At 68.3% G+C, this 24,913-nt stretch carries 19 protein-coding genes; 5 read left to right on the forward strand and 14 right to left on the reverse strand.

The features are described 5' to 3' along the window. Positions 1–193: 193 nt before the first annotated feature. A complete protein-coding gene (locus tag IP92_RS28420) occupies positions 194–379 on the forward strand; it encodes a hypothetical protein (protein WP_145881797.1) in 186 nt (61 codons plus the stop codon). A gap of 30 nt (positions 380–409) precedes the next feature. On the opposite strand, the gene IP92_RS28425 is transcribed toward IP92_RS28420, so the two are convergent. The 3 genes from IP92_RS28425 to IP92_RS28435 form a co-directional block, all read right to left on the reverse strand. Further along, entirely contained in the window at positions 410–1,387 is a 978-nt protein-coding gene (locus IP92_RS28425) for a glycoside hydrolase family 43 protein (protein ID WP_145881799.1), read from the reverse strand. Between the two features lie 157 nt (positions 1,388–1,544). Beyond that, the gene (locus IP92_RS28430) at positions 1,545–4,322 is read right to left on the reverse strand and encodes a TonB-dependent receptor (protein ID WP_145881801.1); all 2,778 of its coding nucleotides are present in this window, start codon (positions 4,320–4,322) and stop codon (positions 1,545–1,547) included. A 206-nt stretch (positions 4,323–4,528) separates the two neighbouring features. Continuing rightward, complete coding sequence (locus tag IP92_RS28435; protein ID WP_145881803.1) at positions 4,529–7,072, reverse strand: phosphoenolpyruvate synthase; 2,544 nt, start codon at positions 7,070–7,072, stop codon at positions 4,529–4,531. 73 nt (positions 7,073–7,145) lie between these two features. Between IP92_RS28435 and IP92_RS28440 the strand changes: the two genes are divergently transcribed. Next, positions 7,146–7,694, forward strand: coding sequence for a TetR/AcrR family transcriptional regulator (locus tag IP92_RS28440; protein WP_145881805.1), 549 nt, complete (start codon positions 7,146–7,148; stop codon positions 7,692–7,694). On the opposite strand, the gene IP92_RS28445 is transcribed toward IP92_RS28440, so the two are convergent. The 5 genes from IP92_RS28445 to IP92_RS28465 all read right to left on the reverse strand — a co-directional run bounded on the left by IP92_RS28445 (position 7,691) and on the right by IP92_RS28465 (position 14,732). Continuing rightward, positions 7,691–8,524: a carbohydrate ABC transporter permease gene (locus tag IP92_RS28445; RefSeq protein ID WP_145881807.1), complete on the reverse strand. Its 834-nt coding sequence runs from the start codon at positions 8,522–8,524 to the stop codon at positions 7,691–7,693. The genes IP92_RS28440 and IP92_RS28445 overlap by 4 nt on opposite strands. Positions 8,525–8,640: 116 nt before the next feature. After that, positions 8,641–9,504, reverse strand: coding sequence for a carbohydrate ABC transporter permease (locus IP92_RS28450; RefSeq protein WP_145881809.1), 864 nt, complete (start codon positions 9,502–9,504; stop codon positions 8,641–8,643). Between the two features lie 10 nt (positions 9,505–9,514). Next, on the reverse strand, positions 9,515–10,819 hold the full coding sequence (locus tag IP92_RS28455) for an extracellular solute-binding protein (RefSeq protein WP_145881811.1): 1,305 nt from the start codon (positions 10,817–10,819) through the stop codon (positions 9,515–9,517). A gap of 4 nt (positions 10,820–10,823) precedes the next feature. Continuing rightward, positions 10,824–12,809, reverse strand: coding sequence for a glycoside hydrolase family 2 protein (locus IP92_RS28460; RefSeq protein ID WP_145881813.1), 1,986 nt, complete (start codon positions 12,807–12,809; stop codon positions 10,824–10,826). A gap of 54 nt (positions 12,810–12,863) precedes the next feature. Then, complete coding sequence (locus tag IP92_RS28465) at positions 12,864–14,732, reverse strand: glycoside hydrolase family 43 protein (RefSeq protein WP_158206659.1); 1,869 nt, start codon at positions 14,730–14,732, stop codon at positions 12,864–12,866. A 237-nt stretch (positions 14,733–14,969) separates the two neighbouring features. Between IP92_RS28465 and IP92_RS28470 the strand changes: the two genes are divergently transcribed. Then, positions 14,970–15,278, forward strand: a complete 309-nt coding sequence (locus tag IP92_RS28470) for a hypothetical protein (RefSeq protein WP_145881818.1) — start codon at positions 14,970–14,972, stop codon at positions 15,276–15,278. Here IP92_RS28470 and IP92_RS28475 read toward each other — a convergent pair whose 3' ends face one another. The 6 genes from IP92_RS28475 to IP92_RS28500 all read right to left on the reverse strand — a co-directional run bounded on the left by IP92_RS28475 (position 15,279) and on the right by IP92_RS28500 (position 23,428). Next, entirely contained in the window at positions 15,279–17,492 is a 2,214-nt protein-coding gene (locus IP92_RS28475; RefSeq protein ID WP_145881820.1) for an NADP-dependent malic enzyme, read from the reverse strand. It abuts the gene before it with no gap. Between the two features lie 223 nt (positions 17,493–17,715). Further along, positions 17,716–19,248: a beta-N-acetylhexosaminidase gene (gene nagZ, locus IP92_RS28480; protein ID WP_229419017.1), complete on the reverse strand. Its 1,533-nt coding sequence runs from the start codon at positions 19,246–19,248 to the stop codon at positions 17,716–17,718. Positions 19,249–19,272: 24 nt separating this feature from the next. Further along, entirely contained in the window at positions 19,273–20,226 is a 954-nt protein-coding gene (locus IP92_RS28485; protein ID WP_145881823.1) for a phytanoyl-CoA dioxygenase family protein, read from the reverse strand. Continuing rightward, entirely contained in the window at positions 20,223–20,807 is a 585-nt protein-coding gene (locus IP92_RS28490; protein WP_158206660.1) for a GNAT family N-acetyltransferase, read from the reverse strand. The genes IP92_RS28485 and IP92_RS28490 overlap by 4 nt, the downstream gene beginning before the upstream one ends. After that, positions 20,804–22,222 (reverse strand): glycosyltransferase, encoded by a 1,419-nt coding sequence (locus IP92_RS28495; RefSeq protein WP_145881828.1) that lies wholly within the window; start codon positions 22,220–22,222, stop codon positions 20,804–20,806. The genes IP92_RS28490 and IP92_RS28495 overlap by 4 nt, the downstream gene beginning before the upstream one ends. 21 nt (positions 22,223–22,243) lie before the next feature. Further along, the gene (locus tag IP92_RS28500) at positions 22,244–23,428 is read right to left on the reverse strand and encodes an MFS transporter (protein ID WP_145881843.1); all 1,185 of its coding nucleotides are present in this window, start codon (positions 23,426–23,428) and stop codon (positions 22,244–22,246) included. Positions 23,429–23,674: 246 nt separating this feature from the next. Here IP92_RS28500 and IP92_RS28505 point away from each other — a divergent pair, with 246 nt between their 5' ends. Next, entirely contained in the window at positions 23,675–24,022 is a 348-nt protein-coding gene (locus IP92_RS28505) for a transposase (protein WP_145873327.1), read from the forward strand. 11 nt (positions 24,023–24,033) lie between these two features. Continuing rightward, positions 24,034–24,885 carry an IS3 family transposase gene (locus IP92_RS28510; protein WP_229418681.1) on the forward strand — a complete coding sequence of 284 codons (852 nt, stop codon included), beginning with the start codon at positions 24,034–24,036 and terminating at the stop codon, positions 24,883–24,885. Positions 24,886–24,913 lie beyond the last annotated feature (28 nt).

Consider the following 24,913-nt stretch of genomic DNA (forward strand, 5'->3'; position numbering starts at 1 on the left):
AACCATTATCACAGTCGCTTCTGGGTTGCGACATGCGCGAGATCAAAACCTGATGTTGCTTTTTGGCTCATCGGCTAGCGCGCTGCGTGAACTGGCGCACGGTAGCGCCCCCCTTGCCCGCATACGATGGAGGCGTCAGAGCAAGAGTCACCAAGGAAACTCGGCAACACGCCACCACCGAAGGAGAGACAAGATGTACAAAGTCCGCCGCGCCTATTCCCGCACCGATATCGAGACCGAGCTGATCATCAACCGCGCGCTGATGCTGCAGCAGTCGACGGGCCTGAAGGATGCCCACATGTTCCTGACCCGTAAGCGCATCAAGCAGGCGACGATCAAGCGCGTGCTGGCGTGCCCGGGCGAACGCCGGGACTTCTGAGCGCCGCGCGAACCTCGCGCCGGCAGATGATCATGCCGGCGCTGCCTGCGGCGTGCACGTCGGCCCATCCGTGACCGGCTTGCCGCCTTCCCAGCGCAGCCGGTCAATGCACATGCGCCGCCCGGCCCGGTCTGGCCCCCATGCGTGGTACACGATCCACGTCTCGTCGCCGCTTGGCGACTGTACGAACGAATTGTGGCCGGGACCGATCAGCTGTCCTTCCAGCGTATGCATCAACAGCGCCCTGCCGCCTTCTTCGGGCCGGCGGTATGGCCCCAGCGGATGGTCGGCGACGACCCAGCTGACGCCATAGTTCTCCCGTTCCCACGCCCCGCCGCTGTAGAAGCAGTAATAGAGGCCATCGTGTTTGAGCACGGCCGCACCCTCCACCGTATGCCAGTCGTACACATTGCCGTACATCGTGCGCGACTTCAGGAACAGGTGCCAGTCCTCGTGCGGCCGGTGTACCATGCGCGGCTTGCCTTCCAGCCGCTTCATCTCCAGCAGGCGGTCGACAACGATGCCGGTACCGACCCGGTGATCGTCTTCCAGCTCCAGGAAATCCACGCAATAGAACAGGTACCACTGGCCGTCGTCGTCGCAGAACGGGTGCGCGTCGATCGAGAACGGCTGGTCGGGCACGAGCGCGCCGGCCACGCCGGGCGTGACGTCGACGAACGGGCCAGCCGGGTCCGTGCTCGTCGCCACGCGCAGCTGGTGGTCGCGCCCTTCGATGCCCTGCGCCGAGTAGTACATGTGGAACGTGCCGTCCTTGTACGCGACTTCCGGCGCCCAGAAGTCATGGCCGCCGGACGGCACCAGCGCGTGGCCCAGCGGTTCCCACTGCACGAGGTCGGGAGAGCGCAGCACGGGGAAGGCGCGGCCGTCGGCGTTGCCGGGTGCGGTGCCGTAGGCGTAGTAGAAGCCTTGGTGGCGCAGCACGAACGGGTCGGCGAAGGTTTGCGGGTGGACGGGGTTGGTGTAGGTGCTGTGATGGGTGCTGGTCATGCGGTTCCTCGATATCGCGGGCGGAATTCGGTCGGGCATTCGAACAAAACCCGAGGCAGATGCCGGGGTCAGACCCGCCGGGTCTGACCCCAGGGTTTGCGGTTGGGGTTAGTCTTTTGCGCCGCCGGCCCGCTAATAACGCTTGGCGCTAAGCTATTCACAACTTGAACCGCAACGCCACCCCATACGTGGTCGGCGTATACCGGATATCCCGCGGCCGCGACGGGTCGGACAGGTAGCTCTCGTACTTTTCCTTCGTCAGGTTGATCGCATCGAACTGCACGGTCAGGTTCTTCGTCAGCTCGTACGACAGCGACAGGTCCACATACGTGCTGGCCTTGACGAAGCGGTCCTGCAGGAAGCGCAGCTCGGCGATCTGTTCGACGTAGTCGCCACGCCGCGTGGCGGCCAGGCGGCCCGTCACGCCGTATTTCTCGTACAGCAGCGCGATATTGTGGCTTTTCTTCGCCACGTCGATCAGCCGCGTCTTCGTCAGCACGGGCGAGTTCGGGTCGAGCCGCGTTTCGTTGTCGCCGCTGATCCACGTGTAGTTGAACTGCGCGCCGAAGCCGCTCCACAAGCCGGGCAGGAAGTCGAAGAATTTCTGGATGCTGAATTCCGCTCCCTTCAACGTGCCGTCGCCGGAATTCTGCGGCCGCGTCACGCGGTAGCGCTGGCCGCCGATGATCTCGTCCTGCGTGAAGTTCTGCAGGTAGCCGCTGATATCGCGGTGGAACAGCGCGACCTGCGCATAGCCGTTGCCGGGGAAGTAGTACTCCAGCGTCGCATCCTTGTTCACCGACCTGGTCGGGGCCAGGTTCGGGTTGCCGGCGCTGCCCGTGCCCGGCGCGTTCACCGTCGGCGGGATCAGCGACAGCGCGGGATTGAGGCGGTTGAACTCCGGCCGCGTCAGCGTCTTGCCGACCGACAGGTGCGACTGCAGGTTGTCGCGCCAGGCCACCAGCGCCGACAGGTTCGGCAGGTAGTTGTTCTCGGACGTGGAGATGTCGATCGGCGTCAGCGTGTCGCCGATCCGGCTGGTACCTTCCAGCTTGCGCTTGACGTGGATGACGCGCACGCCCGCATCGCCGGAAACGTCGATGCCGCCCAGCGTCGTCTGCCAGCGCCCGTTCAGGTACACGGTCGCGGACTTTTCACGCTGGTCGAAGCGACGCAGCGGATCGTCCGGCACGCGTCCGGGCGCGGCGCCATACACGGCGCGCACGCGGTCGGCCTGGTCGATCAGGAAGTCGCGCGACGGCACCAGGTACTGGCCGCCGAGCCGGTCGACGCCGGGGCTCAGGCTTTCGAAGCCGGGACCGAATGCATCGACGGGGTTCGGCCGCGCCGCCGGGTCGACGTCGCTGTGCCCTTCGGCCGAGTGGTAACTGGTGTCGCGCGACGACAGCCGCAGGCCCACGTTCACGGCGCGCAGGAAGCCCTGCCCCAGCTTGTACGTCGCATCCGTGCGCCACTGCGCCTGCTTGCCTTCCGATTCTTCCCAGTTCTGCACGAGCCCGCGCAGCACGAAGGCCCGCGGATCGCGCAGCGGCGTCGCATTGCCGGGCGTCGTCACGGAGTTATAGCCGCCGTGGCCGTCCGCGCCGTACGTGTACACGTTCACGGATGCGCCGGGGACCTGCTGGTCGACGATCACCGTGTCGTTGACGAACTTCGAGCGCGTGAACGCGAGGTTCGACGTCACGTTCCACGGCCCGTCGCGATACGCCAGGCCGAAGTTCAGGTAGTGCGTATTGGTGTGCTCCTTCACGCCCCATGCGCTGGTGGCCATGTACGGGTCCCAGTCATACGGCCCGCCGAATTGCGCAGCCGGCGCATTGGCCGACAGGATCGGGCAGATCTGCCCTTCCGGCGTGTCGCAGCCGCGGTCGCCCAGCGTCACGTTGTTCAGCCGCGGCGTCCAGCCGACGATCGCCAGGATGTAGTCGACCTCGTGCCGGTCGCGGTAGCCGGTGCCCACGTACTGGGTCGAGAACTCCAGCTTCGGATTGATCTTCCACTGGTAAGCGCCGTGCGCGGAAAAGCGTTCGCGGTCGCCGCCGTTGTAGATGCCGCCCACGTGCGGCAGGCTGCCGAGCCGGTCGCCGGGGCGCAGCGGCGCCACCGGCTGGTCGTCGTTCAGGCGGATCGCCGTGCCGTCCTGGCCCACCGAGAAAAGCCGGTCGGGCCGGTCCACCCACTGCACCGGATAGCCCCAGTGATCCTTCTGGTAGGCGGCGTCGAACAGCAGGCCCATCTCGCCGGCACTCGTGTTCCAGCGGTCCGACAGCAGGATGCCGCCGCCGGGATTGTTGCGGCTCCTGGCCGCGTCGCTGCCGTTGATTTTCGGGCGGCGGTCTTCCAGGTAGCCGGAGATCGTGCGGCCCTTCGTGTCGAACGGTGCGCGCAGGCGGATGTTGACGGCGCCGGCGATGCCGCCTTCCATCTGGTTCGCCGTCGCGGACTTGTACACGTCGAGGCCGGACACGGATTGCACCGGCAGGTCCTGGTACTGCAGCCTGCGGCCGCGGCCGGTGAAGATCTCGTTGCCCTCGAACGTCGTGACGACATCGGGCAGGCCGCGGATCGTCACGGTCGACGTCTCGCCGCGGTCGCGGCCCACCTGCACGCCGGCGATCCGCTGCAGCGCGTCGCCTGCCGCGCGGTCGGGGAATTTGCCGATGTCCTCGGCATTGATCGAATCGACGACCTGGGCGGCGTCGCGCTTGATCTGTTCGGCGGAACGGATGCTGCGCCGGATGCCCGTCACTTCGACGGTGGCGATCGGCCCGCCCTGCACGGATGCCTCGGTGGCGCTGCCTTGCGGCGGTTGCTCGGTGCTGGCCGGTGGCGTGGCTTGCTGTGCCTGCGCCGACCCTGCGGCCAGCAGGCACAAGGCCGCGGCGACCGCGGGCCTGATCTGCGTTGAACTCATGGTTCGTCTCCGATGTGAGCGATGTGAGTCATTGTTAGGCCAGGCGTGCGGCTCCGCCTGGAGAGCTGTTGCGATAATAGACACAAGCGGGAGCGGACGCCAACGCGATACGCCCGCCCGGTTGCTTCGATGCCACGCTGGCGCAGGTACGATGGCGGGCGGAGCGGCCGGCGCGGCGTCGCTGGCCCACCATGTCGGGGGATAGGTCAGTGAGTGGGCGGCGCCGCGGCGAGCAGTGTGACGACGCCATGCGTGCCGTCGACCCGGATGCGCTGGCCGTCCTGGATCAGCCGGGTCGCATCCCGCACGGCGACGATGGCGGGCAGGCCGTATTCGCGGGCGACGACGGCGCCATGGCTCATCTGGCCGCCCGCCTCCGTGACGAGCCCGGCCACCGCCAGGAACAGCGGCGTCCAGCTCGGGTCCGTATAGGCCGTCACGAGGATGTCGCCGGGCGCGAGATCCGCCGTCGCGATGTCCGTGACGACCCGGGCGCGGCCTTCGACGACGCCGGCCGACACCGCCACCCCGGCCAGCGCATCGGCCGGCAGACCGGGGCGCTCCAGCGCACCGAACAGGCATTCGCCATCGGACGTCAGCACGCGGGGCGGCACCAGCCGCTCGTGCGCCGCGAACCCGGCACGCCGCGCGGCGATGACGCCCCGGTCGGCCTGCCCCGTGCGCACGACCTCGCGCAGCTCGTCGAAGCGCAGGAAATCGATATCGTCGAGCCGGTCGATGACACCGGCGCGGACCAGCCCTTCCGCCTCGGCCCGCAGCGCCTGTTTGTGCAGGTCGATGCGGCACATCCATGCGTACTTCGGGTATTCGCGATAACCGATGAAGGCGCGCAGCCGCCCGATCGCCGCGCCGGCCTGCGCCGCCGTGGCCGCGCCGTCGGGGCGCGCACGCAGCCGTGCCAGCACATCCCGCTCGGCAGCCCTGGCCCGCGCCAGCCCCGCCTGGAAGCGCCGTGCCGCTTCGCCCGGCTCAAAGCGGTCCACATAGTCCAGGATCACCGGCACGAGCGTGGCCGGCCGTTCGCGCCAGCGGGGCCGCGTCACGTCGATCTCGCCGGCGCAGCGCATGCCGTACTTGCACAGGTAGCCGTCGAGCGCAGCCAGCGCCGCGGCGCCGCCTTCGACGTGGACGAGCTCCGCGAGGGGCACGCCGTCGTCCCGCCGCCGCAGGAACGCCACCACGGCCGGATGCGGCCGGATCGCATCGGCCACGTTGAGCAGGTCCAGCCCCATTTGCGACGTGATGTTGTGCTCGACCGATTGCGACAGGATGCCGGCGACACCGGGTTCGCCGAGCCACGCGGTGAGGCGATCGTCCAGCCACCACAGCGCTTCGATGCCGGTCATCAGCGCACGCGTGCTGGCGGGGTCGGTCAGCTGCCGCTTCAGTGCCGCCATGTCGCCGGCGACGAAATCGAAGAGTGCAGTGCCGGACTTGCCGGCGAGCCCTTGCCGCGTTTGGGCCAGCGCTTCCTCGCTTTCCCTGATGAGGTCATGGACAATCGCCGGGTCGGGCGCGTCCGCGGGCGCGGCGGCGCTTGGCGCGGGCACGGCGGCCCCTGCCCCTGCCCCCGTCTCAGGCAGCGTTGCGATGAAGCCCCGTTCGAGCAGCGTCTGCACGGCGCTGGCGATCAATGGATCGCGGCTGAGCATGCGGAGCAGCGCCGTCCGGCTGGCCGGCGACGCCAGCTGGGCGGTGATGTCGACGAACAGCCGGCTGCCCGCCTCGAACATCGGCCGGGCCGCCAGCAGCTGCCAGAACGACAGGCCCAGCGGCTTCATCGCATCGGTCATCATCTGCTGGTGCCCGACCGACAGGTAGATATGGCGCTGCCCGTCGTCCCGCCGCGGGACGGGGAATAGCGTGGTGATCGGACGGCTCTGCACGATCTGGAAGCGGCCGCCCGCCAGGCACCATTCGACGTCCTGCGGGCCGCCGAAGTGGGCTTGGATGGTCCGCCCGAGCGCGGCCAGCGTACGTGCCTGTTCGTCGTCCAGCAGCGGGCGCTCGCCCCCCGTCCTGGCGGCGACCCGGCCATCCTTCAACGTGACGCTTTCCGGCACCACCGTACCGGCGGCCAGTGCCTCGCCGGTCCCCGCACACGCTTCGATCGCGACGACCGTCCGGTCCCCTGTCACCGGATCGGCCGTGAACAGTACGCCCGATACCTCGGCCGGCACCATGCGCTGCACGATCACGGCCATGCGCGTGGCGCGGTGATCGATGCCGTTGCGCTGGCGGTAGGCGACAGCGCGGTCCGTGAACAGCGATGCCCAGCAACTGCGTAGCGCCGCGAGCACGGCGGCAGGGCCGCGCAGATCGAGGTACGAGTCGTGCTGGCCGGCGAACGACGCCGCCGGCATGTCCTCCGCGTTCGCGCTGGAGCGCACCGCCCAGGCTGCGCCCTCCCCGGCTTCGGCCACGCATTGTGCAATGGCACCCGAGAGTTCATCCAATATTGGCACCTCATCGATGAGCGAACGGATGCGCGCGCACAGTGCGGCATCCACCTCGGCCCTGCCCTGCGTGCCCCGCGCCAGCTCGTCCACGGCGGCCGCGATGGCGGGCGCACTGACGACATGCGCAGTGAACGCAGCGGTGGTGACGCAGAATCCCGGCGGCACGGCAATCCCGGAAATCCTGGCCAGCTCGCCAAGGTTGGCCGCCTTGCCGCCCGCCAGCGCGACGTGGCTGTGATCGAGTTCGCCGAGAGGAATGATGGTGTGCATGGAGCCCCCGCTATTGACTTTGCTAAGCGGAGGAATATACTCCGTTTAGTCCACATGTCAACCTGGCGAAACCATGCGCGCGGATGCACTGAAAAACCGGCAGCGGCTGATCGAGGTCGCGATCGACCTGATCCTCGAAGTGGGCGGCGAGCCCGCGCGCGACACGATCGCGGCACGGGCCGGCGTCGGCATCGGCACGCTGTATCGCCACTTTCCAGATCAGCAGTCGCTGCTGCACGCGGCTGCGCGACACGTGCTGGAGCGCAGCATCGCCGCCGGCGAGACGCTGCTGGACACCGTGCCGGATGCGGCGGGGGCGCTGCGCCGGTACATGCATGCGGCGCTGGACAATGGCATCGGCGTCGTGAACATCGTCCACCCGCTGCTGGAGAACCGTGATTGGCACGACTTGCGGGCGCGCGCGGGTGCGCTATTGACCAGCATGGTGCAACGGGCGGTGCGGGAAGGCCATGTGCGCAGCGACCTCTCCGAGCGCGACATCGTGTTCGCGCTGATCCGCTTTGCCCGGCCGCTGGCGGTGGGGCTGCCGCCCAAGGAAGAGCGGGCGCTGGCCCATCGCCACCTGGATTTCTACATCGACGGCCTGTGCGTGGGCCCCTAGCCTTTCAAGCCGGTGGCGGCCAGCAGCCCCTGCGTGACGCGACGCTGGAACACGATGTACGCCAGCGCGACGGGGAACGCGCCCAGCAGCGCGGCCGCCATCAGCTGCGCATAGCGCACGCCGAACGCGTCGTAGGTTTGCGTCAGGCCCAGCGTGATCGTCATCATCTCGTTCGACGTGATGATGATGAACGGCCACAGGAAGTTGTTCCACGCGGCGATGAACGTGACGATCGCCATCGCCCACACGATATTGCCGGACATGGGCAGGTACACGCTCCACAGCACACGCAGCGGCGACGCGCCATCCAGCACCGCCGCTTCGCGAAAGTCGGCCGGCACCGCGTCGAAGAACTGGCGGAACACATAGATGACGACGGGCGACACGACCTGCGGCAGCACGATGCCCGCATACGTGTTGACAAGGCCCAGGTGGTGCATCGTGCGAAACAGCGGCACCAGCAGCGCTTCGAACGGCAGCAGCAGCGCCAGCATCGCCACGCCGAACAGCAGGTCGCGGCCCTTGAAGCGCAGCTGCGAGAACGCGTACGCGGCCATCAGGCTGATCGTCATCGTGACGCAGGTGACCAGCAGCGCCACCAGCGCGCTGTTGAACAGCCAGCGCGGCACATTGCCCGCCCCGAGCACCTTCGTGAAGGCCTCGACGGTCCACGTTTGCGGCAGGTAGTGCAGGACGGGCGAGATCGTTTCGTACTCCGGCCGCAGCGACGTGGACAGTGCCCACAGCAGCGGGGTGATCCACAGCGCGGCCAGGGCCAGCGCACTAAGGATGGCGATGATGGTCCAGTGGATGGGGGTGGTGGTTTTCATGGTGTTTTTCGAAAGCGCCGCTCAAGCTATTAACCCCACAGCAAATGCCGGGGTCAGACCCGCCGGGTCTGACCCCAGGGTTTGTTTTTGGGTTTCAAGCATGCGCATCTGCTCGCTCACTTTGCCCCCACCTTGAATGCCTTCACCAGCCACGCCTGGACCAGCGACAACGCCACGACAACCGCCATGAACGCCATCGCCACGGCCGCCGCATACCCCGCATCGCTCTGCGTAAACGCCGTCTCGTACATGTAATGCAGCGTGACGCGCGTCGTATTGAACGGCCCGCCGGTGGTCAGCAGGTAGGTTTGCCCGAACACCTTCAGCGACGCGATCAGCTGCAGCACGAGCGCCGTCACCGTCACGGGCTTCAGGGCCGGCCATGTAATGTGGCGGAACGTGGCGAAGCCGCGTGCGCCGTCCAGCGCGGCCGCCTCGTACAGCTCGCGGGGGATGTTGCGCAGGCCGGCCAGGAACATCAGCATGTTGAAGCCCACGGTCCACCAGACGGTGAAGATCGCCACCGTCGGCATCGCCCAGTGCAGGTCGGCGAACCACGCGCGCGAGAAGCCCAGCAGGTGTTTGACGAGGCCCGCGGACGGGTTCATCGTCCATTCGGCGATCAACGTCATCACGGAAATCGGCAGCACGTACGGAAGGAAGAACGCACCTTGCAGCCACGCGCCGGCGCGGCTGAAGTGGTCGACCAGCAGCGCCATCACGAGGCCCAGCACAGTCAGCGGCACCACTGTCAGCAGCGCGAAATAAAACGTGTTGCCGAGCGAAGACCAGTACGACGGGTCTTGCACCAGGGTCGCGTAGTTCGCCAGGCCGACAAAGGCGCTGGTGCGCGTCAGGCTGCTCTCCGTCAGCGACAGGTAGAAGGTCTGCAGCGTGGGGACGACGAAGAACAGCAGGAACGCGGCCGTGAACGGCAGCAGCAGCAAGATGGCAGGCAGGGCTTCGGAACGGCGGCGCATCGTGGTTCCCCTAGTAGCGCGGCGGACGTTTCTTCAGCAGCCGGCGCGCCTCCGTCTCGAAGCGGCGCACCGCGTCGTCGGCCGTCAGCTGGCCGGACAGCGGCGCCGGCAGGAATTTTGACGCGATCGCTTCCAGCGGCCCGGCCGCGCCCATGTACCAGCCGTCCGGATCGTAGACGACGTGCTGCGCCGCTTCCGCATATTCGGCGTTCGGCATCAGCGCTTTCGCTTCGGCCGATTCGGCGACGGGGCGATACGCCGGGATATGGCCGCCTTCGGCCCAGCCGAGCGAATGACGGCTCACATACGCGACGAAACGCAGCACGGCGCGCGCCTTGTCGGGCGATGCCGGCTTGCCCGCATTGGCCGGCAGTGCGAAGCCGTGCGAATCGGCCCACGCGCTGGCATTGCCGTACAGCCGGGGCAGCGGCACGATGCCGTAGCGGAAGCCGATCGTGCCGGCCTTGGTGCCGCGCACCAGTTCCGGCACTTCCCACACGCCGTTGATCATGAACCCCGCATTGCCGCCCATGAACTGGCTCGTCGATGCCGGGTAGTCCATGCCGGTCGTCGCATAGCCGGCGCGGAACCACTGCGCGATCGCGTCCAGGGTGCGGGCACCCGCGGGGCCATACGCGAACTGGCCGTTGGCCACGACGGGATAGCCCTGCTGCGCCAGCAGCGACAGCCACAGGCGCCAGATCGCATACGTGCTCTGCGCCGCCTCCATCGCCAACCCCGTCTTGCCGGTGTGTTCCTTGACGGCGCGGAACGCGGCCGTCAGCGCATCGATACCCTCGATCGGCTTCAGCTTTCCATCGCCATTGAGCAGCCCGGCCCGGCCGACGAGGTCCTTGTTGTAGTACAGGACCAGCGGGTGCAGGTCGAGCGGCACCGCGTAGGCGTGGCCGCCGTACTGCGACTTGGCCCATTGGCGCGGCAGGAAGTCGGCGCCGGCCAGGCCGACTGCACGCAGCTCGTCTGTGCTCAAGGGCCGCAGCACGCCGCCGCCGGCCAGGTTCGGCAAGCGGGACAGGTGGATCGTCGCCAGGTCCGGGCCGGCGCCGACGACGGTGGCAGTGATCAGCTTCGTGTAGAACGGTTCGCCCCAGCGCAAGGTCGTGCTCTCGACGCGCACCTCGTTCTGCGACGCGTTGAACTCGTCGATCAGCGCGCGCATGCGGGCGCCGTCGCCGCCGGACAGCAGGGTCCACATGCGCACCACCTGCACGTCCGCCCACGCCGCGCCGGCCAGGCAGCACAGCAGCGCGGTGCACAGGCACAGGCGCAGGGACGGGGCCAGCGCGCGCGGCATCGGGTCAGGTGGCTTCGGTTGGCAGCCGCATGCCGGGCTCCGGCGCGGCCTGGCCCGGCTGGTCCTCGGGGCCGGCTGCCACGTGGGCCGTTTCCGCATTGGCCGGGGCCAGGTCCGTACCGGGTGCGGCCGGCGCCAGTTCCGGGGCCCGCTTGCCGCGCCATAGTTCGCTGTGACCCAGCGGGTCGGTGTACCAGTCGTGCAGCCGGGCGTCCGGCCCGCGCGTGGCCTCGGCCAGCGCGGCGATCGGCGCCTTCGGCACGCGGTCTTCCGTCAACAGGCCATTCCGTTCGTGGAACGTGTCCGTCAGCTGCGTGTAGCAAAAGCCGGACAGCGGCCGGCAGCGGTGGATCGCCGCCATCAGCTTGCGGTAGCGTTCCAGCAGCTCCTCGCCGTCACGCGCCACCGAGTAGCCCCAGCCTTTCGGGTCCTTCTCGTCCATGCAGGCGATGCCGCCGAACTCGGACAGGAACAGCGGCTTGCCCATGCCGTCGAAGCCGTCGATGACGAGCCGCCGGCGCGCCGGGCGCACGTGCTCGAACGTGTACTTCAAGCCTTCGCGGGTACCGTAGCGGGCATACAGCTCTTCCGGGTCGGCGTGGTAGTCGTGGATGTTGACGAAGTCGCCGCACGGCATCTCCCAGCCGTCGTTGCCGACGACGGGCCGCGTGCCGTCCAGCGCCCGCGTCATGTGGTACATCGCGCGCACGAAGTCGACCTGGCGGCGGTCGTGCATCAGCTCCGGCACGCCCCACGATTCGTTGGTGGGCACCCATGCGACGATGGACGGGTGCGAGATGTCGCGCTCGACCAGTTCCTTCCACTCCTCCATCACGCCATGCACCGTCTCGCTGGAGAAGCCGTAGGCGGACGGCATCTCGGCCCACACGCACAGGCCCAGCACGTCGCACCAGTACAGCCAGCGCGGGTCTTCCGACTTCTGGTGCTTGCGCACGCCGTTGAAGCCCAGCCGTTTGATCAGCAGCACGTCCTGGCGCAGCTGCTCGGCCGACGCCACCATCAGGCTGTCCGGCCAGTAGCCCTGGTCCAGCACCATGCGCAGGTAATACGGCCGGCTGTTCAGCAGGAAGCGGTCGCCGTCCACCGACACCGTGCGCAGCGCCGTATAGCTGACGACGTGGTCCATCACGAGGCCATCCCCCGCGTGCAGCGTGATCTCGGCATCGATCAGTTGCGGGCTTTCCGGGCTCCACATCCAGTGCGCCCGCGCGTCGTCGATACCGGGGTCGGGCAGCTGGAACAGGCGCGACAGCCGCTCGCCCGTCAGCATGCAGCGGTCGTTGACGAGCACTTGCTCGCCCAGGCGCATCACGACGTTGACGGTGCTGCCGGGCGGCGCATGCGACACGTCCGCGTCGAGCCGGATCTGCCACGTGAACACGTCGGCCGTCCAGCGCAGCCGCGACACGTGGGCGCGCGCCACCTTCTCCATCCATACGGTGCGCCAGATGCCGGTGGTGCGCGGGTACCAGATCGAATGGGGCTCCAGTTCCCAGTCCATCTTGCCGCGCACCTTGTGCATGTCGTGCGGATCGTCCTCGGCCTGCACGATGATTTCCATGCTGCGGCCGACGAGGTAGCGCGTGACGTCGATCGAGAACGGCCCGTGGCCGCCCTTGTGCTCGATCGCGAAGTGGCCGTTGATCCACACGCGGGCGCGGTGGTTGACGGCGCCGAAGTGCAGGAACAGCCGCTCGTCCGACGACGGCAGCAGGTTGTCGTCCAGCCCCACCACCCGGCGGTACCACACGCGCCGGCGAAAGCCCGTGTCATGCAAGCCGCTCGCCGCCGCCTCGGGCGGGAACGGCACGATGATCGTCCGGTCGAACGGCACGGACGCGGGGTCGTGATGGACGGCCTTGTCGTCCAACATCGCCTGCCACGGTCCGTCCAGGTTCAGCCATTGTGGGCGCCGCAGCTGCGGCCGGGGGTGATCCACGGTTTCGTCCTCCTTGGGAAGCGCTCTCATAACCTCTCTCCATATCATAAGGTGTTTGGGCGCCGGCACGCGCCACGGTTGAGCTTACGGCCGCGCCGATGTCGCATCGCGGGCACGCCTGGCGCCGGCCTGGAGCCCCGGGGCGGCGCCGAAGGCCGGCCCCAGCCGGCTCACGGTCACGGGCCCGAACGTGGCGGCGCGGCCGCCGCCGCCCATCGCCGCCAGCGCCAGCCGCGCGCCAGCGCCCAGCTGGTGCGTCCACGTGCCGCCGCCGACCCAGTCGCGGCCGTCCTGGCTGGACCAGGCAGTCCACCGTTCGAGGCCGCCGGCGCGGCGCACGTCCAGCCGCAGCCACGTCCAGCCGTCCGCCCCGGCCGGCGTGCCCGCCACCGTGTTGCCGTAGCGGGGATAGCCGGCGGGGACGGGCTTCTGCTCCTTCGCGAACTCCACCTGGTGCAGCCCACGCCCGGCCAGCACGACGAGCTTCACGTAGTTGTCGTCGTCGCCCAGCGCGACGAGGCCGGCCTGCGCATTGCTGGCGCAGCAGTCGTCCGGCGCGTCCAGCCGCACGCGCGTTTCGATGCGCACGTCGCCGGCCGGCAGCGGCCGGGCCAGCAGCGGCGCGCTGTTGGTGTCGACGTGCAGGTCGCCCGGCTGGGTGCTCCAGGCCAGACCGCGTGCCCCCGCCTGCCACGTGCCGGGGTCGCGGATCCAGCGCCACGGCGGGGCCGGCGGCTTGGCGAAGTCGTCGCGCCAGAGCAGGTGCAGGTCCGCGCCGCTGCCGTGCACGCGCACGGGCGGGCGCGCCGGCGCATCGGCGGTGGCGGCGGGCGCGGGCAGCAGCTCGTCCGACGGGCCGCCGCCGCCCGCCACGATGGGCCAGCCGCCCACCCAGTCGACGCGGTCCAGCAGCGCGACGCGGCGCGTCAGGCCCGGCGCGAAGAACGGTTCGTTCAGGTCGATGGCGTGGTACATGGTCCACCACTGGCCGGCCGCGTCCTGGAACACCGTGTTGTGGCCCGGCCCCGTCCAGCGGTTGCCGTTCTGCGGCAGCACGGGCGTGCCACCGGCCCGCACAGCCGCCATGTCTTCGCCGTGCCGGTCGAGGAAAGGGCCCAGCGGCGAGACCGCACGGCCGACGTGCAGCGCGTAACCCGTCAGCGGGCCGGCGCAGCAGTCGGTGGCGGAAGCGAACAGGTACCACATGCCGTCATGCCGCACGACCTCGGCGCCCTCGTAGCGCCAGCTGGTGCCGACCTGGCGCGGCTCTCCTTCGACGGACAGGCCGTCGGCCGCCAGCCGTTGCACGAAGATGCCGCCGCCATAGCTGCCGTAGTACAGGTAGCGGGTGCCGTCGGTATCGGTGACGACGTCCGGGTCGAACGTCCAGTCGAACTTGCAGCCGCTCGTCGCGCCGTCGACCCGGCGCGGCGGCACGACCGGTTTCGGGCTGGCGCGCCACGGGCCGGCCGGGCTGTCGGCCACCGCGACGCCGATCGCGCTGTCGTTGTCGCAGCCGGGTTCCGGGCTGGCCACGTCGACGACGTCCGTGATCGTGTAGTACAGCCAGTAGCGGCCGTCGTGGTAGTGCGGTTCGGGTGCCCACAGGCCGGCCTTCGGCGCGGCCGGCGGCGGGCGGTCGGCAAAAGCGTCGGCGACGTAGTCCCAGTGCACCAGGTCTTGCGAGCGGTAGATCGGCATCAGCCGGAACTTCCAGCCGCCCTGCTCGCCCGGCTCGCGCTCGGCATGGCTGACGGGATCGGTGGTGCAGTAGAGGTACCAGGTGGGCGTGGCCGCCCGCGGATCGCGCAGCACGGCAGGATCGGCACAGTTCTGCGCCGGCGCGCCGCCGGGCAGGCGCACCGGCAGCGGATTGCGATAAGTGGAGGTCGATTGCGCTTGCGCAGCGGCGGCACAGAACACAGCCGCCGCGAGAAACAGGCATGCCCGCACTGGAAACTCCTCGTCGCCAAAACGCGCAAGGTAGCATGGACGGCGAGCCGATGCAGCACCGCTGAACGTGAACAGGAAACCGGTGTCAGACACCATTTTCTACAATGGAGTCCGACACCGGGTTAATTACTCAGCCTGGCGTATTGCTTTCACCCCAACGGCAAAGGCAGGGGTCAGACCCGGCGGGTCTGACCCCAGGGTTTGCATCTGGGTTGCACACACGTTGAAGGAGCGCTGATGGATGAGCTGAACGAACGCCTGCTGGCCGAGCTACGGCGCTATGCGGGCAGCCGCTTGAAGGATGTGGCGCGGGGCGCCGAGACGCGTGCGCTGGCGGCGCTGCTCGTCGAGAAGTATGGCTATGGGCTGGCCAAGGCCCTCAACGTGTTCGAGGAGCTGCACGGCCGGCCCCAATCGGACCTGGGCCGGCAGATCGAGCAGGTCGTGCGCGAGGTGGATGCGGATGCCGTGCGGCACCGCCGGCTGCGCTGGGATACGCGGCCGGCGGACCTGGCGCTCGGCGGGGACGACACCCCGCCGCCCTGATCAGCGGATCGCTTCGGCGACGGCCACCGCCGTCATGTTGACGATGCGGCGTACCGTCGCGCCCGGGCCCAGCACGTGCACGGGCTTCGCGGCACCCAGCAGCACGGGGCCGACCGTTACGCCCTTGCCGCCGGTGACCTTCAACAGGTTGAACGCGATATTGGCCGCGTCCAGCGACGGCATCACCAGCACGTTCGCTTCACCTGCGAAGCCGCCGGCCGCAAGGCCACGCGGGTCGCCCATCAGCGCCACGTCGCCCTGCACCTCGCCGAGCACCGGAAGGTCCGGCGCCGCCTGCGTGAGCAGCGCATGCGCCTCGCGCATCTTGCGGGCGGACGGGCGTTCGGATGCGCCGGCCGTCGAATGCGACAGCAACGCCACTTTCGGCTCGAGACCGAAGTTGCGCACTTCGCGGGCCGCCAGTTGCGCGATCGCGGCCAGCTGGCGGGCGTCCGGCTCGTCGTTGACGTGCGTGTCGGCGACGAACAGCGTGTGCTTTTCCAGCACCAGCGCGTTCATCGTCGCCATCACCTCGGCATCCGGCGCCAGGCCAATGATGTCGCGCACCTGCTCCAGGTGGCGGTCGAAATTGCCGCGCACGCCGCACAGCACCGCATCCGCGTCACCGGACTGCAGCAGCGCCAGCGCATGCGCCGTCGCGTCGTTCGTGCCCGGATCGGCCAGTACGTAATCCGTGCCGCGCTTCAGGCGCAGGCCCGCCGCGGCGATGGCCTGCTCGACGGCGGCCGGCGCGCCGACCAGCACCGGCTGGGCCAGGCCTTCGTCGACCACAGTCTGCACGGCGCGCAGCACGCGTTCCTCGTCGCCCTCGGCATACACGACGCGCTTCGGCGCCGCCTTGGCGGACGAGAACAGCGGCTTCATCACGAGGCCCGTGTGGTAGACCTGCTGCTCGAGCTGGGCGCGGTACGCCGCCAGGTCGGCGATAGGCTGCGTCGCTACGCCCGATTCCGCCGCGGCTTGCGCGACGGCCGGTGCGATCGCGGCCATCAGGCGCTGGTCGAACGGCTTCGGGATGATGTAGTCGGGGCCGAACGACAGCGCCTGGCCCGCATACGCGGCCGCCACCGTTTCGGACACTTCCGCTTCGGCCAGCGCGGCGATCGCCACCACGCACGCCTGTTTCATCGCCTCCGTGATGCGCGTTGCGCCGCAGTCCAGCGCACCGCGGAAGATGTACGGGAAGCAGAGCACGTTGTTGACCTGGTTCGGGTAGTCCGACCGGCCCGTGGCGATGATGCAGTCCGGCCGCGCGGCCAGCGCCACTTCCGGACGGATCTCCGGTTCCGGGTTGGCCAGCGCCAGGATGATCGGCCGCTCGGCCATCGTCTGCACCATCGGGCCCGTCAGCACGCCGGCCGTCGAGCAGCCCAGGAACACGTCGGCACCGCGCACGATGTCGGCCAGGGTACGCGCATCCGTGGCCTGCGCGTAGCGCGCCTTGTTCGCTTCCATGTTCGCTTCGCGGCCTTGCCAGATCACGCCGCGCGAGTCGGCCACGTAGACGTTTTCGCGGCGCACGCCGAGACCCACCATCATGTCCAGGCAGGCAATGGCGGCCGCGCCGGCGCCGGAGGCCACCAGCTTGATGTCGCCGATGCGCTTGCCGGCCACCTTCAGCGCGTTGAGCAGCGCGGCGCTGGAGATGATCGCCGTGCCGTGCTGGTCGTCGTGGAATACGGGGATGTTCATCCGCTCGCGCAGCTTCTGCTCGATGTAGAAGCATTCCGGCGCCTTGATGTCTTCCAGGTTGATGCCGCCGACGGTCGGCTCCAGCATCGCGATGGCGTCCACCAGCTTGTCCGGATCCGTCTCGGCCAGTTCGATGTCGAACACGTCGACGCCGGCGAACTGCTTGAACAGGCAGCCCTTGCCTTCCATGACGGGCTTCGATGCGAGCGGGCCGATGTTACCGAGGCCCAGCACGGCGGTGCCGTTCGTGATCACGGCGACGAGGTTGCCGCGCGACGTGTACTCGGCGGCCGTGGCGGGATTCGCGGCGATCTCCTCGCACGCGTACGCGACGCCCGGCGAATACGCCAGCGACAGGTCGCGCTGGTTCGACAGCGGTTTCGTCGGCACCACTTCGATCTTGCCGCGGGTGGGGTGGCGGTGGTAATCCAGCGCGTCGGCGCGCAGCTGCTGCTCGCGGCGCTGGTCGTTGGCGGAATCCGGGTTGTTCTGTTGCGTCATGCGATCTCCTTCAGGCGCCCGGGCGGAGCGTGCCGCGCGGGTCGGGGGCTATGGGTAATCCGGGCCGGCGGCGAACATCGCCGCGCGTGGCAAACCGTCAATACTAACCCATATGGCAGAAGGAGGAAGGCGGCCGTCCCCTCGTAGTTTCCCGTATTGCAGCCTTGGCAAGGCGCGCAACCGCCGCCAAGCGGTCCGCGCTCAGCCGATGATCGGTCAGTGATCAGCCATCGATCAGCCGCTCCACCACCGGCGCCAGCGCCGGCGGGCGGCAACCATAGGCGGCCAGCCGGCCCTGCGCCTGCGGCGCCAGTTCCAGGTCGTACGGCAGGCGGCCCGCGACGAGCCACAGCGCCTCCTGCGGCAGCGCGGCCACGAGGCGGCGCTGCCCCGGCACCAGCATCGCGTTATACGTCTGCACGACGATCTGCGCGGCACCGGCGGCAAAGGCCAGCGCGGCATCGACGTCCGCCGCATCCGGCTGGGCGGACAGCGTGAACTCGCGCACGTCGAGGCCGCCGGCCGCCAGCGTGTCGCGCATCGAGCTGCGCGCCTCCTTGTTACGGCCATTGGCCACTTCGTCCACCTCGGTGCGGTCGCGCACTTCGAACGTGATCAAGGTAACGGGCTGCGTGCGGTCCAGCGGGCGGAAGCGGCCGGCCTGACGCACGGCGCGGCGCTGCACGTCCGCCGCCAGCGCCATTGCGGCATCCGACATCAGCCCTTCCGGCTGGACCGGCAGGTCGCGCCAGTTGCGCACGGCCGCCGCCTCCTTCAGCTTCGCGACGCGCCGCGCCGCCTCGTCGATGCGCTCCACGGGCAGGCGGCCCGCGGCGACGGCATCCAACACGGCATCGATCGCGCCATGCTGGCGCTCGGCGCGGTGCGATACGAGCACGATGTCGGCACCGGCCAGCAACGTGCCGACGGCGCCCTCCGCAACCCCGATGCCGTCGGCGATCGCGCCCATTTCCAGGCAATCAGAGATCACGGCGCCGTCATAGCCCATCTCGTCGCGCAGCAAGCCCGTGAGCACGGCGCGCGACAACGTGGCCGGCACGTTGGTGTCCGGCTCGAACGCGGGGAACGCCACGTGCGCCGTCATGATGGCTTCCACGCCCTGCTCGATCGCGGCGCGGAACGGCGCCAGCTCGACGGCGCGCAGCCGCTGCTGGTCGTGCCCGACCGTGGCCAGCGCATGGTGCGAGTCGACGGCCGTGTCCCCATGGCCGGGGAAATGCTTGGCGGTCGAGATCACGCCGGCGGCGCGCTGGCCGCGCAGTGCGGCCAGGCCGTAGCGGATCACCGTGTCGGCATCCTCGCCGAACGAGCGCACGCCGATCACGGGGTTCAGCGGGTTGTTGTTCACGTCCAGCACGGGCGCCAGCAGCATGTTGATGCCGATGCGGCGCATCTCGTCGCCTGACACGAACTGCAGCTGCTCGCACGCGTCAACCGAGCCGGCGGCCTGGAACGCCATCGGTGCCGGGATCGGCGTCACGCCCTGCTCGATACGCATCACCATGCCGCCTTCCTGGTCCAGCGCGATCAGTAGCGGTTCGGCGCTGACCTCGGCGTTGATCTCCTGCAGGCGGCGGCACAGCGCGGCCACCTGGGCCGGCGTGTGCACGTTGCGGCGGAACAGGATCACACCGCCGATCCGCCGCTCGCGGATCAGCCGCTCGATCGCCGCGTCGGGCTCCAGGCCGTCGAAGCCCACCATGAACAACTGTCCCACCTTCTGTGCCACATCCATTTCCAAACTCCTCGTCATCGATTGTCATTCCTGCCAGGATCGCAATCCCAGCAGCCGCTCCCCGAGCGGTGTCAGGCGCGCCGTCTCGTAGCGCGTCTGTTCCAGCCTGCGCGGATCGCCGTGCAGGCTGTAGCCCTGCGGCGGAATCCGCTCGCGCCAGCAGCGTATGCGCCAGTCGCGTCCCTCCACATCCTCTTCGCGGGCCGGCAGCATCGCGATGTACTGCGCCATCCGCACCTTGCCCTTTGAAACGTTCTGGCGGATGCCGTGGCACAGCCGGCTGTTGAAGATCAGCAGGTCGCCCTTCGCCATTGTCACCGCCGTCTTCGGCAAGCTTGCCACGTCGGGCCGGTACCAGTCGAAGTCCGCGCCCTGCGCCGCCCGCCATGCCGGATAGTCGCGGTACAGCTGGGGGATGCAGACGAACCCGCCCACGTCCTCGTCCAGCTGGTCCGTGACCGCCAGCACGCCCTGCACGCTGTCCACGTCGCCGTCCGGGTCGTAATCCCAGTGCATGAAGCTCTTGAATTCGAAGCCCGGTTCCGGCGGCAGGTTGCAGTTGACGCGGTCGATCGACACCCACAGCGCGTTCGTGCCCCACAGGTCGGCGAACGCGCCATGGATGCGCGGGTCCTGCCGCGTATCCCACAAATACTGGTGATTGTATAACTCCACCATCCCCGCGTTGTAACTGAGTTCGTTGCGGCGCAGCGCCGACTTCTCCGGCGTGTACCAGGTTGCCGGGTCGGCCGGGTCCATTTCCTCGAATTCCCAGATCAGCCGTTCGATGCGCTCCACCTGCTCCGGCGCCACGGCGCCGCGCAGCACGACATAGCCATTGTCGCGCCAGAAGGCCCACTCCGCGGGGCTCAGCACGCGCAGCGCTCCGGCCTCGCGGGCCAGCCGGCCGCCGCCCAGCGTGGACGGATTGCGCGCGCCGATGTCGCGCTTGCCTATGGTATCGATCGCTTCCATCATGACTCCCTCATCTGGCGCGCCAGCGCATGCAGGCGCTCGAAAAACAACGGGTACGCGTAGTCGAACGTGCCGCGGCGCGCGAACCCCTTGCGCAGGTAGAGCGGCAGCGCGGCACTGGTCTCCCACACGGTCAGCACGATGCGCGGCGCTTCGCGCGCCCGAGCCAGCCCTGCGATATCGTCCAGCAGCACGTTCGAGTAGCCCTTGCCGCGCAGCGCCGGTTCGATGGCGAGGCCGGCGACGAACAGGTCTTCCGGCCGGGCATGCTCGGCGACAAAGGCGTCATACGCCGCGTCCATCGCGCGGATCTCGGCGCGGTAGTACGACGGCGCCTGCACGGCTGCGTACTCGGCGATCGTCGCGCTGTTGTGAAAGCCCGCGAACCGGTCGCCGTCGTACAGCACGCGGATGTGGCGCAGGTAGGGCTCGATGTTCTGGCGCCGCTGCAGCGCGGGCAACGGCAGACCGAGCGTGTTGGCCACCGAGCAGTATTCCAGGTGGCTAGTTTCGAACAGCAGCGCGGCCATGCGGTCGAGGTCCGCGTCGGGCACATCAAGGCCGGGAATGAAGGCCAGCGTCATTGCGCCGCCACCTGCCGGCGCAGGGTGGCCGCCACGGCCGGCATTCCCGCCGCGGTGCCACGGATCGCCTGCCAGAAGCCCCCCCGGCGGATCCGCTCGCCGTTCACGTCCAGCAGGTAGGCGGCGAACAGTGCGTTGACACGGTCCAGCCGCGGGTCGTCGGACAGGAACGAGTAGTAATTGCAGGCTGGGTTGCGCGCCCGCAGCTGCGGCGAATACGCCATGCGCGGCAGTTCGCTGACCCATTCGATCTCGGCATGCCGCTCCAGATCGCGCGGCGTCTCCAGGTGCCAGTCGCGCGCCGCCAGCGCCGCCATCGTGTGCCGGTAGCAGCGCTCCTCGTGCTCGGTGAGGGGCAATGGACGGCCGTCGTCGCCGTGGCGCAGCCGCATGCCGGTCAACCCGGCGAGCATCGGTTCGTGACGCCCTTCGTGCAGCACGCCATGCTCCCGCTCGACGTCGTGCCAGGCCAGCAAGGTGGTGCCGATCTCGCGCTTCCACAGGCCCCACGTGGCCCGCTGCAGCGCCGTCGCATCGGCGGCCGGCGGCAACGCTGCCAGCGCGCCCTCCGTAGCGGCGACCAGCGCGCGCACGGCCGCGTCGCCCCGCCGCGCGACGAGCAGGCCGTTCTCGTCGTCGACGAGGTTCAGCCACGACACGGCGCTGGCGCCCACCTGGCCATCCGCCCACGTGAAGCGCACGTAGTCGGGCACTTCGGGGCGGGCCAGGAACGTGGTGGCGGCCCGATACGGCATCGTGTCGGCGTCCAGGTACACGCCGCCGTGCTCGCGCAGCACCAGCAGCCGGAAATAATCGGACAGGTTGACGTAGCGCCGCGCCGCCAGCAGCCCCTCGATCAGCCCGGGCGGCAGCGCACCCTGGCGGCGTGCCAATGCGCGCAGGCTGCGCACCTGCAGGCTGTTGCGGCCGGCCACGTAACGGCCCAGCAGCAACGGGTCGGCGCCCTCCTCCGCTTGCGCGCGCAAGCGCGGGTCTCCCGCCAGCTGCGCGCCATCCCAGACCCACAATACGAGCGACCAGCCTCGCTCGGCGTCGCCATGGCCGACGGCATCGAGCGCCGCTTCCCACTGGCAGATCGCGGTGCGCACGGTGGCCGGCGGCGAGCCGCCCAGCCAGATGCGATGCAGCGCCAGCTCGTCGCCGGCCAATGCCCGGCTGGGTATGCCCAGCAGCGACGACACGCCGCGCGCATCGAAGCGGGCGAAGTGCTCGCGCACGTGGCGGCGCAGCAGCGCGAGGCGGCGGCGGCAGCCTTCGCGCAGCATGCGCAGGCGCTCGGCGTGCGGGCCTTCCTGGCCGCCTTGCTGGCGGCAGAACAGCTCCCACTGCTGGCAGGCCATGAATTGCGCCTTCAGTTCGGCGATCTGCACTTCGTATTCGAGATCGGCATGCATGCGCGGCTCCCGTCCCGGCACTCAGGCCGGCACCGCGCGGCGCGCGTCGTAGCCGTGGGCCAGGTACCACAGCGCCGCGCACAGGACGGCGCCCAGCGGCAGCCCGCACAGCGCGAACGCGGACAGCGCGTAGTCCCACCGTTCGCACACGAGGTTGTACAGCTCCAGCCCGGCCGCGATGATCAGGCAGTAGAACAGGCTCATCGCGGCCGACGTCAGGTTCATCGACACGCCGGTGGACGTCAGCGCGATGCGGATCAGCGCCCCGTTGAACAGGCCAAAGCCGGCCGAGAACACGAACATGCCCAGCACGAACAGGTGTCCCTGGCGATACAGCAGTCCCGCCGCGGCCAGCCCGACGAAGGCCAGCGTGCCGCCCTGGCGCAGCAGGCGCCCCAGCGGCAGCTCGCCGGCGCGCTGGATCGCCAGGGTGCTGAGGATGAAGCCGACGAAGATCGCACACTGGTAGGCGATATAGGTGCTGTACGATGCCGCGCCATGCCGCAGCAGGATCGCCGGCGACAGGCCGATCCACGCCGTCAGCGGCGTAATCGCCAGGCCGGCCACAAGGATGCCGAGCACGAAGGTTGGCGTCGCGAACACGCGGCGATAGTCGCGCCACAGCGTGGCGGCGCGGACCGGCACGGGCGGCTTTCGCTCGGCCGGCATGTTGCGGTACAGACCAATCCAGGCCACCAGGCCCAGCGCGAAGGCCGTCGCGAACACGGCCCGCCAGTCGGCCACGGCGATGATCGCGCTGCCGGCCACGGGGCCGATCAGCGGCGCGAACACCGTGGTATTGCCCATCAACGTCGTCAGCTTGACGGCGCGGGTATCGTCGAATAGCTCGTGGATCGCCGCGTAGCCGAGGAAGATGAAGCACGAGCCCATGCCCTGGAAGAAGCGGATGGCGAGGAATTGCGTACCGGTCTGCGCCGCCGGCACCAGCGCCGTGGCCAGCAGGAAGAACGCGGCCCCGCCCAGCAGCACGCGGCGCTTGCCGTAGCGGTCCGCCAGCGGCCCCAGCACGACCTGCAACGTGCAGCCGCCCAGGATGTACAGCGACAGCGACAGGCCGATATAGCGGCTCGGCGCGCCGTATTCGGCCAGCACCTGCGGCATGCCGGGCATCACCATGTCGTTGGTGAGATAGACGGTGAGCTCGTACAACAGGAAAAACACGGCAAACCACGACAGCTGCTTCATGCGACCTCCGCCGCCCTCAGGCGGTAAGTAACCGGTATTGGATTGGATCGTATACTAGATCAAGTGGAATCCAATTGGTATCTATTTTTGACGGAATTGGTCTGCTTTCATTTTAGTTTTTTTCGAGCAAGTCGTTGGCTTTGGGCTGAAACCCAAATGCAAACCCTGGGGTCAGACCCGACGGGTCTGAGGTGGTCCGGGTTTCGTGGACATCCTAAACAAGAGACAATACGTCTTGAGGAATCCATGACAATCAAACCATCCAATACCCCAACGGAAGATGCCGCCGCCGAGCGGCAGCATCGTTCTGTCTATACCAAAGAATTCAAGATCGCCGCTGTCGCTCGCCTGAAGGACGGCAAGCAGAGTGCCGAGTCGCTGGCCCTGGAGCTGGGGATCAGGCGCAACCAGCTGTACAAGTGGGCAAAGACGCTGGAGCAGAAAGGCACGGAAGGCAGTTTCAATGCGCGCGGGCGCAAACCGGCAAGCGAGGAAGACGAGGTAGTGCGCCTGCGGCGCGAGCTTGCCAATGCCAAGCAGGAGCTCGAAATCCTAAAAAAGTTCGACGTGTACTTGAAGCGGATGAAGCGGTAAAGTACGCGTGTATTGAAAAGTACAGGAAGCGGTACCCGGTGAAGGCGCTGTGCCGGGCGCTACGGGTCAGTCGGAGCGGCTTCTACGCCTCCCAACAACGGCTGCCGAGCCAGCGCAGCCAGGAAGATCAAGCTCTGCGCGCACACATCCTGCGCATCCATCAATCACATCGCCAAGCTCTTGGTGCGGTGAAGACTTGGAAGGTCCTGAAGGGGGAAGGAATTGACTGTGGCAAGCATCAGGTGGCACGCCTACGTCGACTCGACGGTATTGAAGCGTCGCGCAAAGCCAAGTTCCGAGTCATGCACGCCCATCAGCATACAGAGCCACCAGCCCCAGACTTGCTCAAGAGAGCGTTTATGGTGCCGATGCCGAACAAAGTCTGGGCCGCCGATATCACGACCATCAACACGCGCGAAGGATGGCTGCATCTAGCCATTGTGCTGGACCTGTTTGCGCGTCGTGTCGTCGGCTGGGCGATGAGCGCTCGACAGAATGCAGACCTGCCAATTGCGGCCATGATAATGGCATTTGATCAGCGTCAGCCGGCCGCAGGACTGATCTGCCACACCGACCAAGGCTCCGTGTATGGGTCGAAGGACTACCGCACCATGCTCGAGGAGCACGGCGTACGACCAAGCATGAGCCGGCGCGGCAACTGCCACGACAACGCCGTGGTGGAGAGCTGGTTTTCCACAGTGAAGAACGAACTAACCCGTCACCGCATCTTCGCCACCAGAGCAGCAGCCATCGCCGAAATCTCCGATTACATCGAGCTGTACTACAATCTGCGGCGGCCCCACCAAACGCTGGGCTACCGCAGTCCAATCGAAGTCGAAAAACGGCACGCGATGCCAAATTAGACTGTCTACGGAATCCGGGCTATCTCAG

Origin of the sequence: Pseudoduganella flava (assembly GCF_007830495.1) — a bacterium.
GTDB classification, from domain to species: Bacteria; Pseudomonadota; Gammaproteobacteria; order Burkholderiales; family Burkholderiaceae_D; genus Rugamonas; species Rugamonas flava.

Excerpts from the sequence above, each read along its gene's own strand:
- IP92_RS28420 (WP_145881797.1), top strand. The coding sequence starts at position 194 with ATGTACAAAGTCCGCCGCGCCTATTCCCGCACCGATATCGAGACCGAG.
- IP92_RS28425 (WP_145881799.1), bottom strand. The coding sequence starts at position 1,387 with ATGACCAGCACCCATCACAGCACCTACACCAACCCCGTCCACCCGCAA.
- IP92_RS28430 (WP_145881801.1), bottom strand. The coding sequence starts at position 4,322 with ATGAGTTCAACGCAGATCAGGCCCGCGGTCGCCGCGGCCTTGTGCCTG.
- IP92_RS28435 (WP_145881803.1), bottom strand. The coding sequence starts at position 7,072 with ATGCACACCATCATTCCTCTCGGCGAACTCGATCACAGCCACGTCGCG.
- IP92_RS28440 (WP_145881805.1), top strand. The coding sequence starts at position 7,146 with ATGCGCGCGGATGCACTGAAAAACCGGCAGCGGCTGATCGAGGTCGCG.
- IP92_RS28445 (WP_145881807.1), bottom strand. The coding sequence starts at position 8,524 with ATGAAAACCACCACCCCCATCCACTGGACCATCATCGCCATCCTTAGT.
- IP92_RS28450 (WP_145881809.1), bottom strand. The coding sequence starts at position 9,504 with ATGCGCCGCCGTTCCGAAGCCCTGCCTGCCATCTTGCTGCTGCTGCCG.
- IP92_RS28455 (WP_145881811.1), bottom strand. The coding sequence starts at position 10,819 with ATGCCGCGCGCGCTGGCCCCGTCCCTGCGCCTGTGCCTGTGCACCGCG.
- IP92_RS28460 (WP_145881813.1), bottom strand. The coding sequence starts at position 12,809 with ATGAGAGCGCTTCCCAAGGAGGACGAAACCGTGGATCACCCCCGGCCG.
- IP92_RS28470 (WP_145881818.1), top strand. The coding sequence starts at position 14,970 with ATGGATGAGCTGAACGAACGCCTGCTGGCCGAGCTACGGCGCTATGCG.
- IP92_RS28475 (WP_145881820.1), bottom strand. The coding sequence starts at position 17,492 with ATGACGCAACAGAACAACCCGGATTCCGCCAACGACCAGCGCCGCGAG.
- nagZ (WP_229419017.1), bottom strand. The coding sequence starts at position 19,248 with ATGGATGTGGCACAGAAGGTGGGACAGTTGTTCATGGTGGGCTTCGAC.
- IP92_RS28485 (WP_145881823.1), bottom strand. The coding sequence starts at position 20,226 with ATGATGGAAGCGATCGATACCATAGGCAAGCGCGACATCGGCGCGCGC.
- IP92_RS28490 (WP_158206660.1), bottom strand. The coding sequence starts at position 20,807 with ATGACGCTGGCCTTCATTCCCGGCCTTGATGTGCCCGACGCGGACCTC.
- IP92_RS28495 (WP_145881828.1), bottom strand. The coding sequence starts at position 22,222 with ATGCATGCCGATCTCGAATACGAAGTGCAGATCGCCGAACTGAAGGCG.
- IP92_RS28500 (WP_145881843.1), bottom strand. The coding sequence starts at position 23,428 with ATGAAGCAGCTGTCGTGGTTTGCCGTGTTTTTCCTGTTGTACGAGCTC.
- IP92_RS28505 (WP_145873327.1), top strand. The coding sequence starts at position 23,675 with ATGACAATCAAACCATCCAATACCCCAACGGAAGATGCCGCCGCCGAG.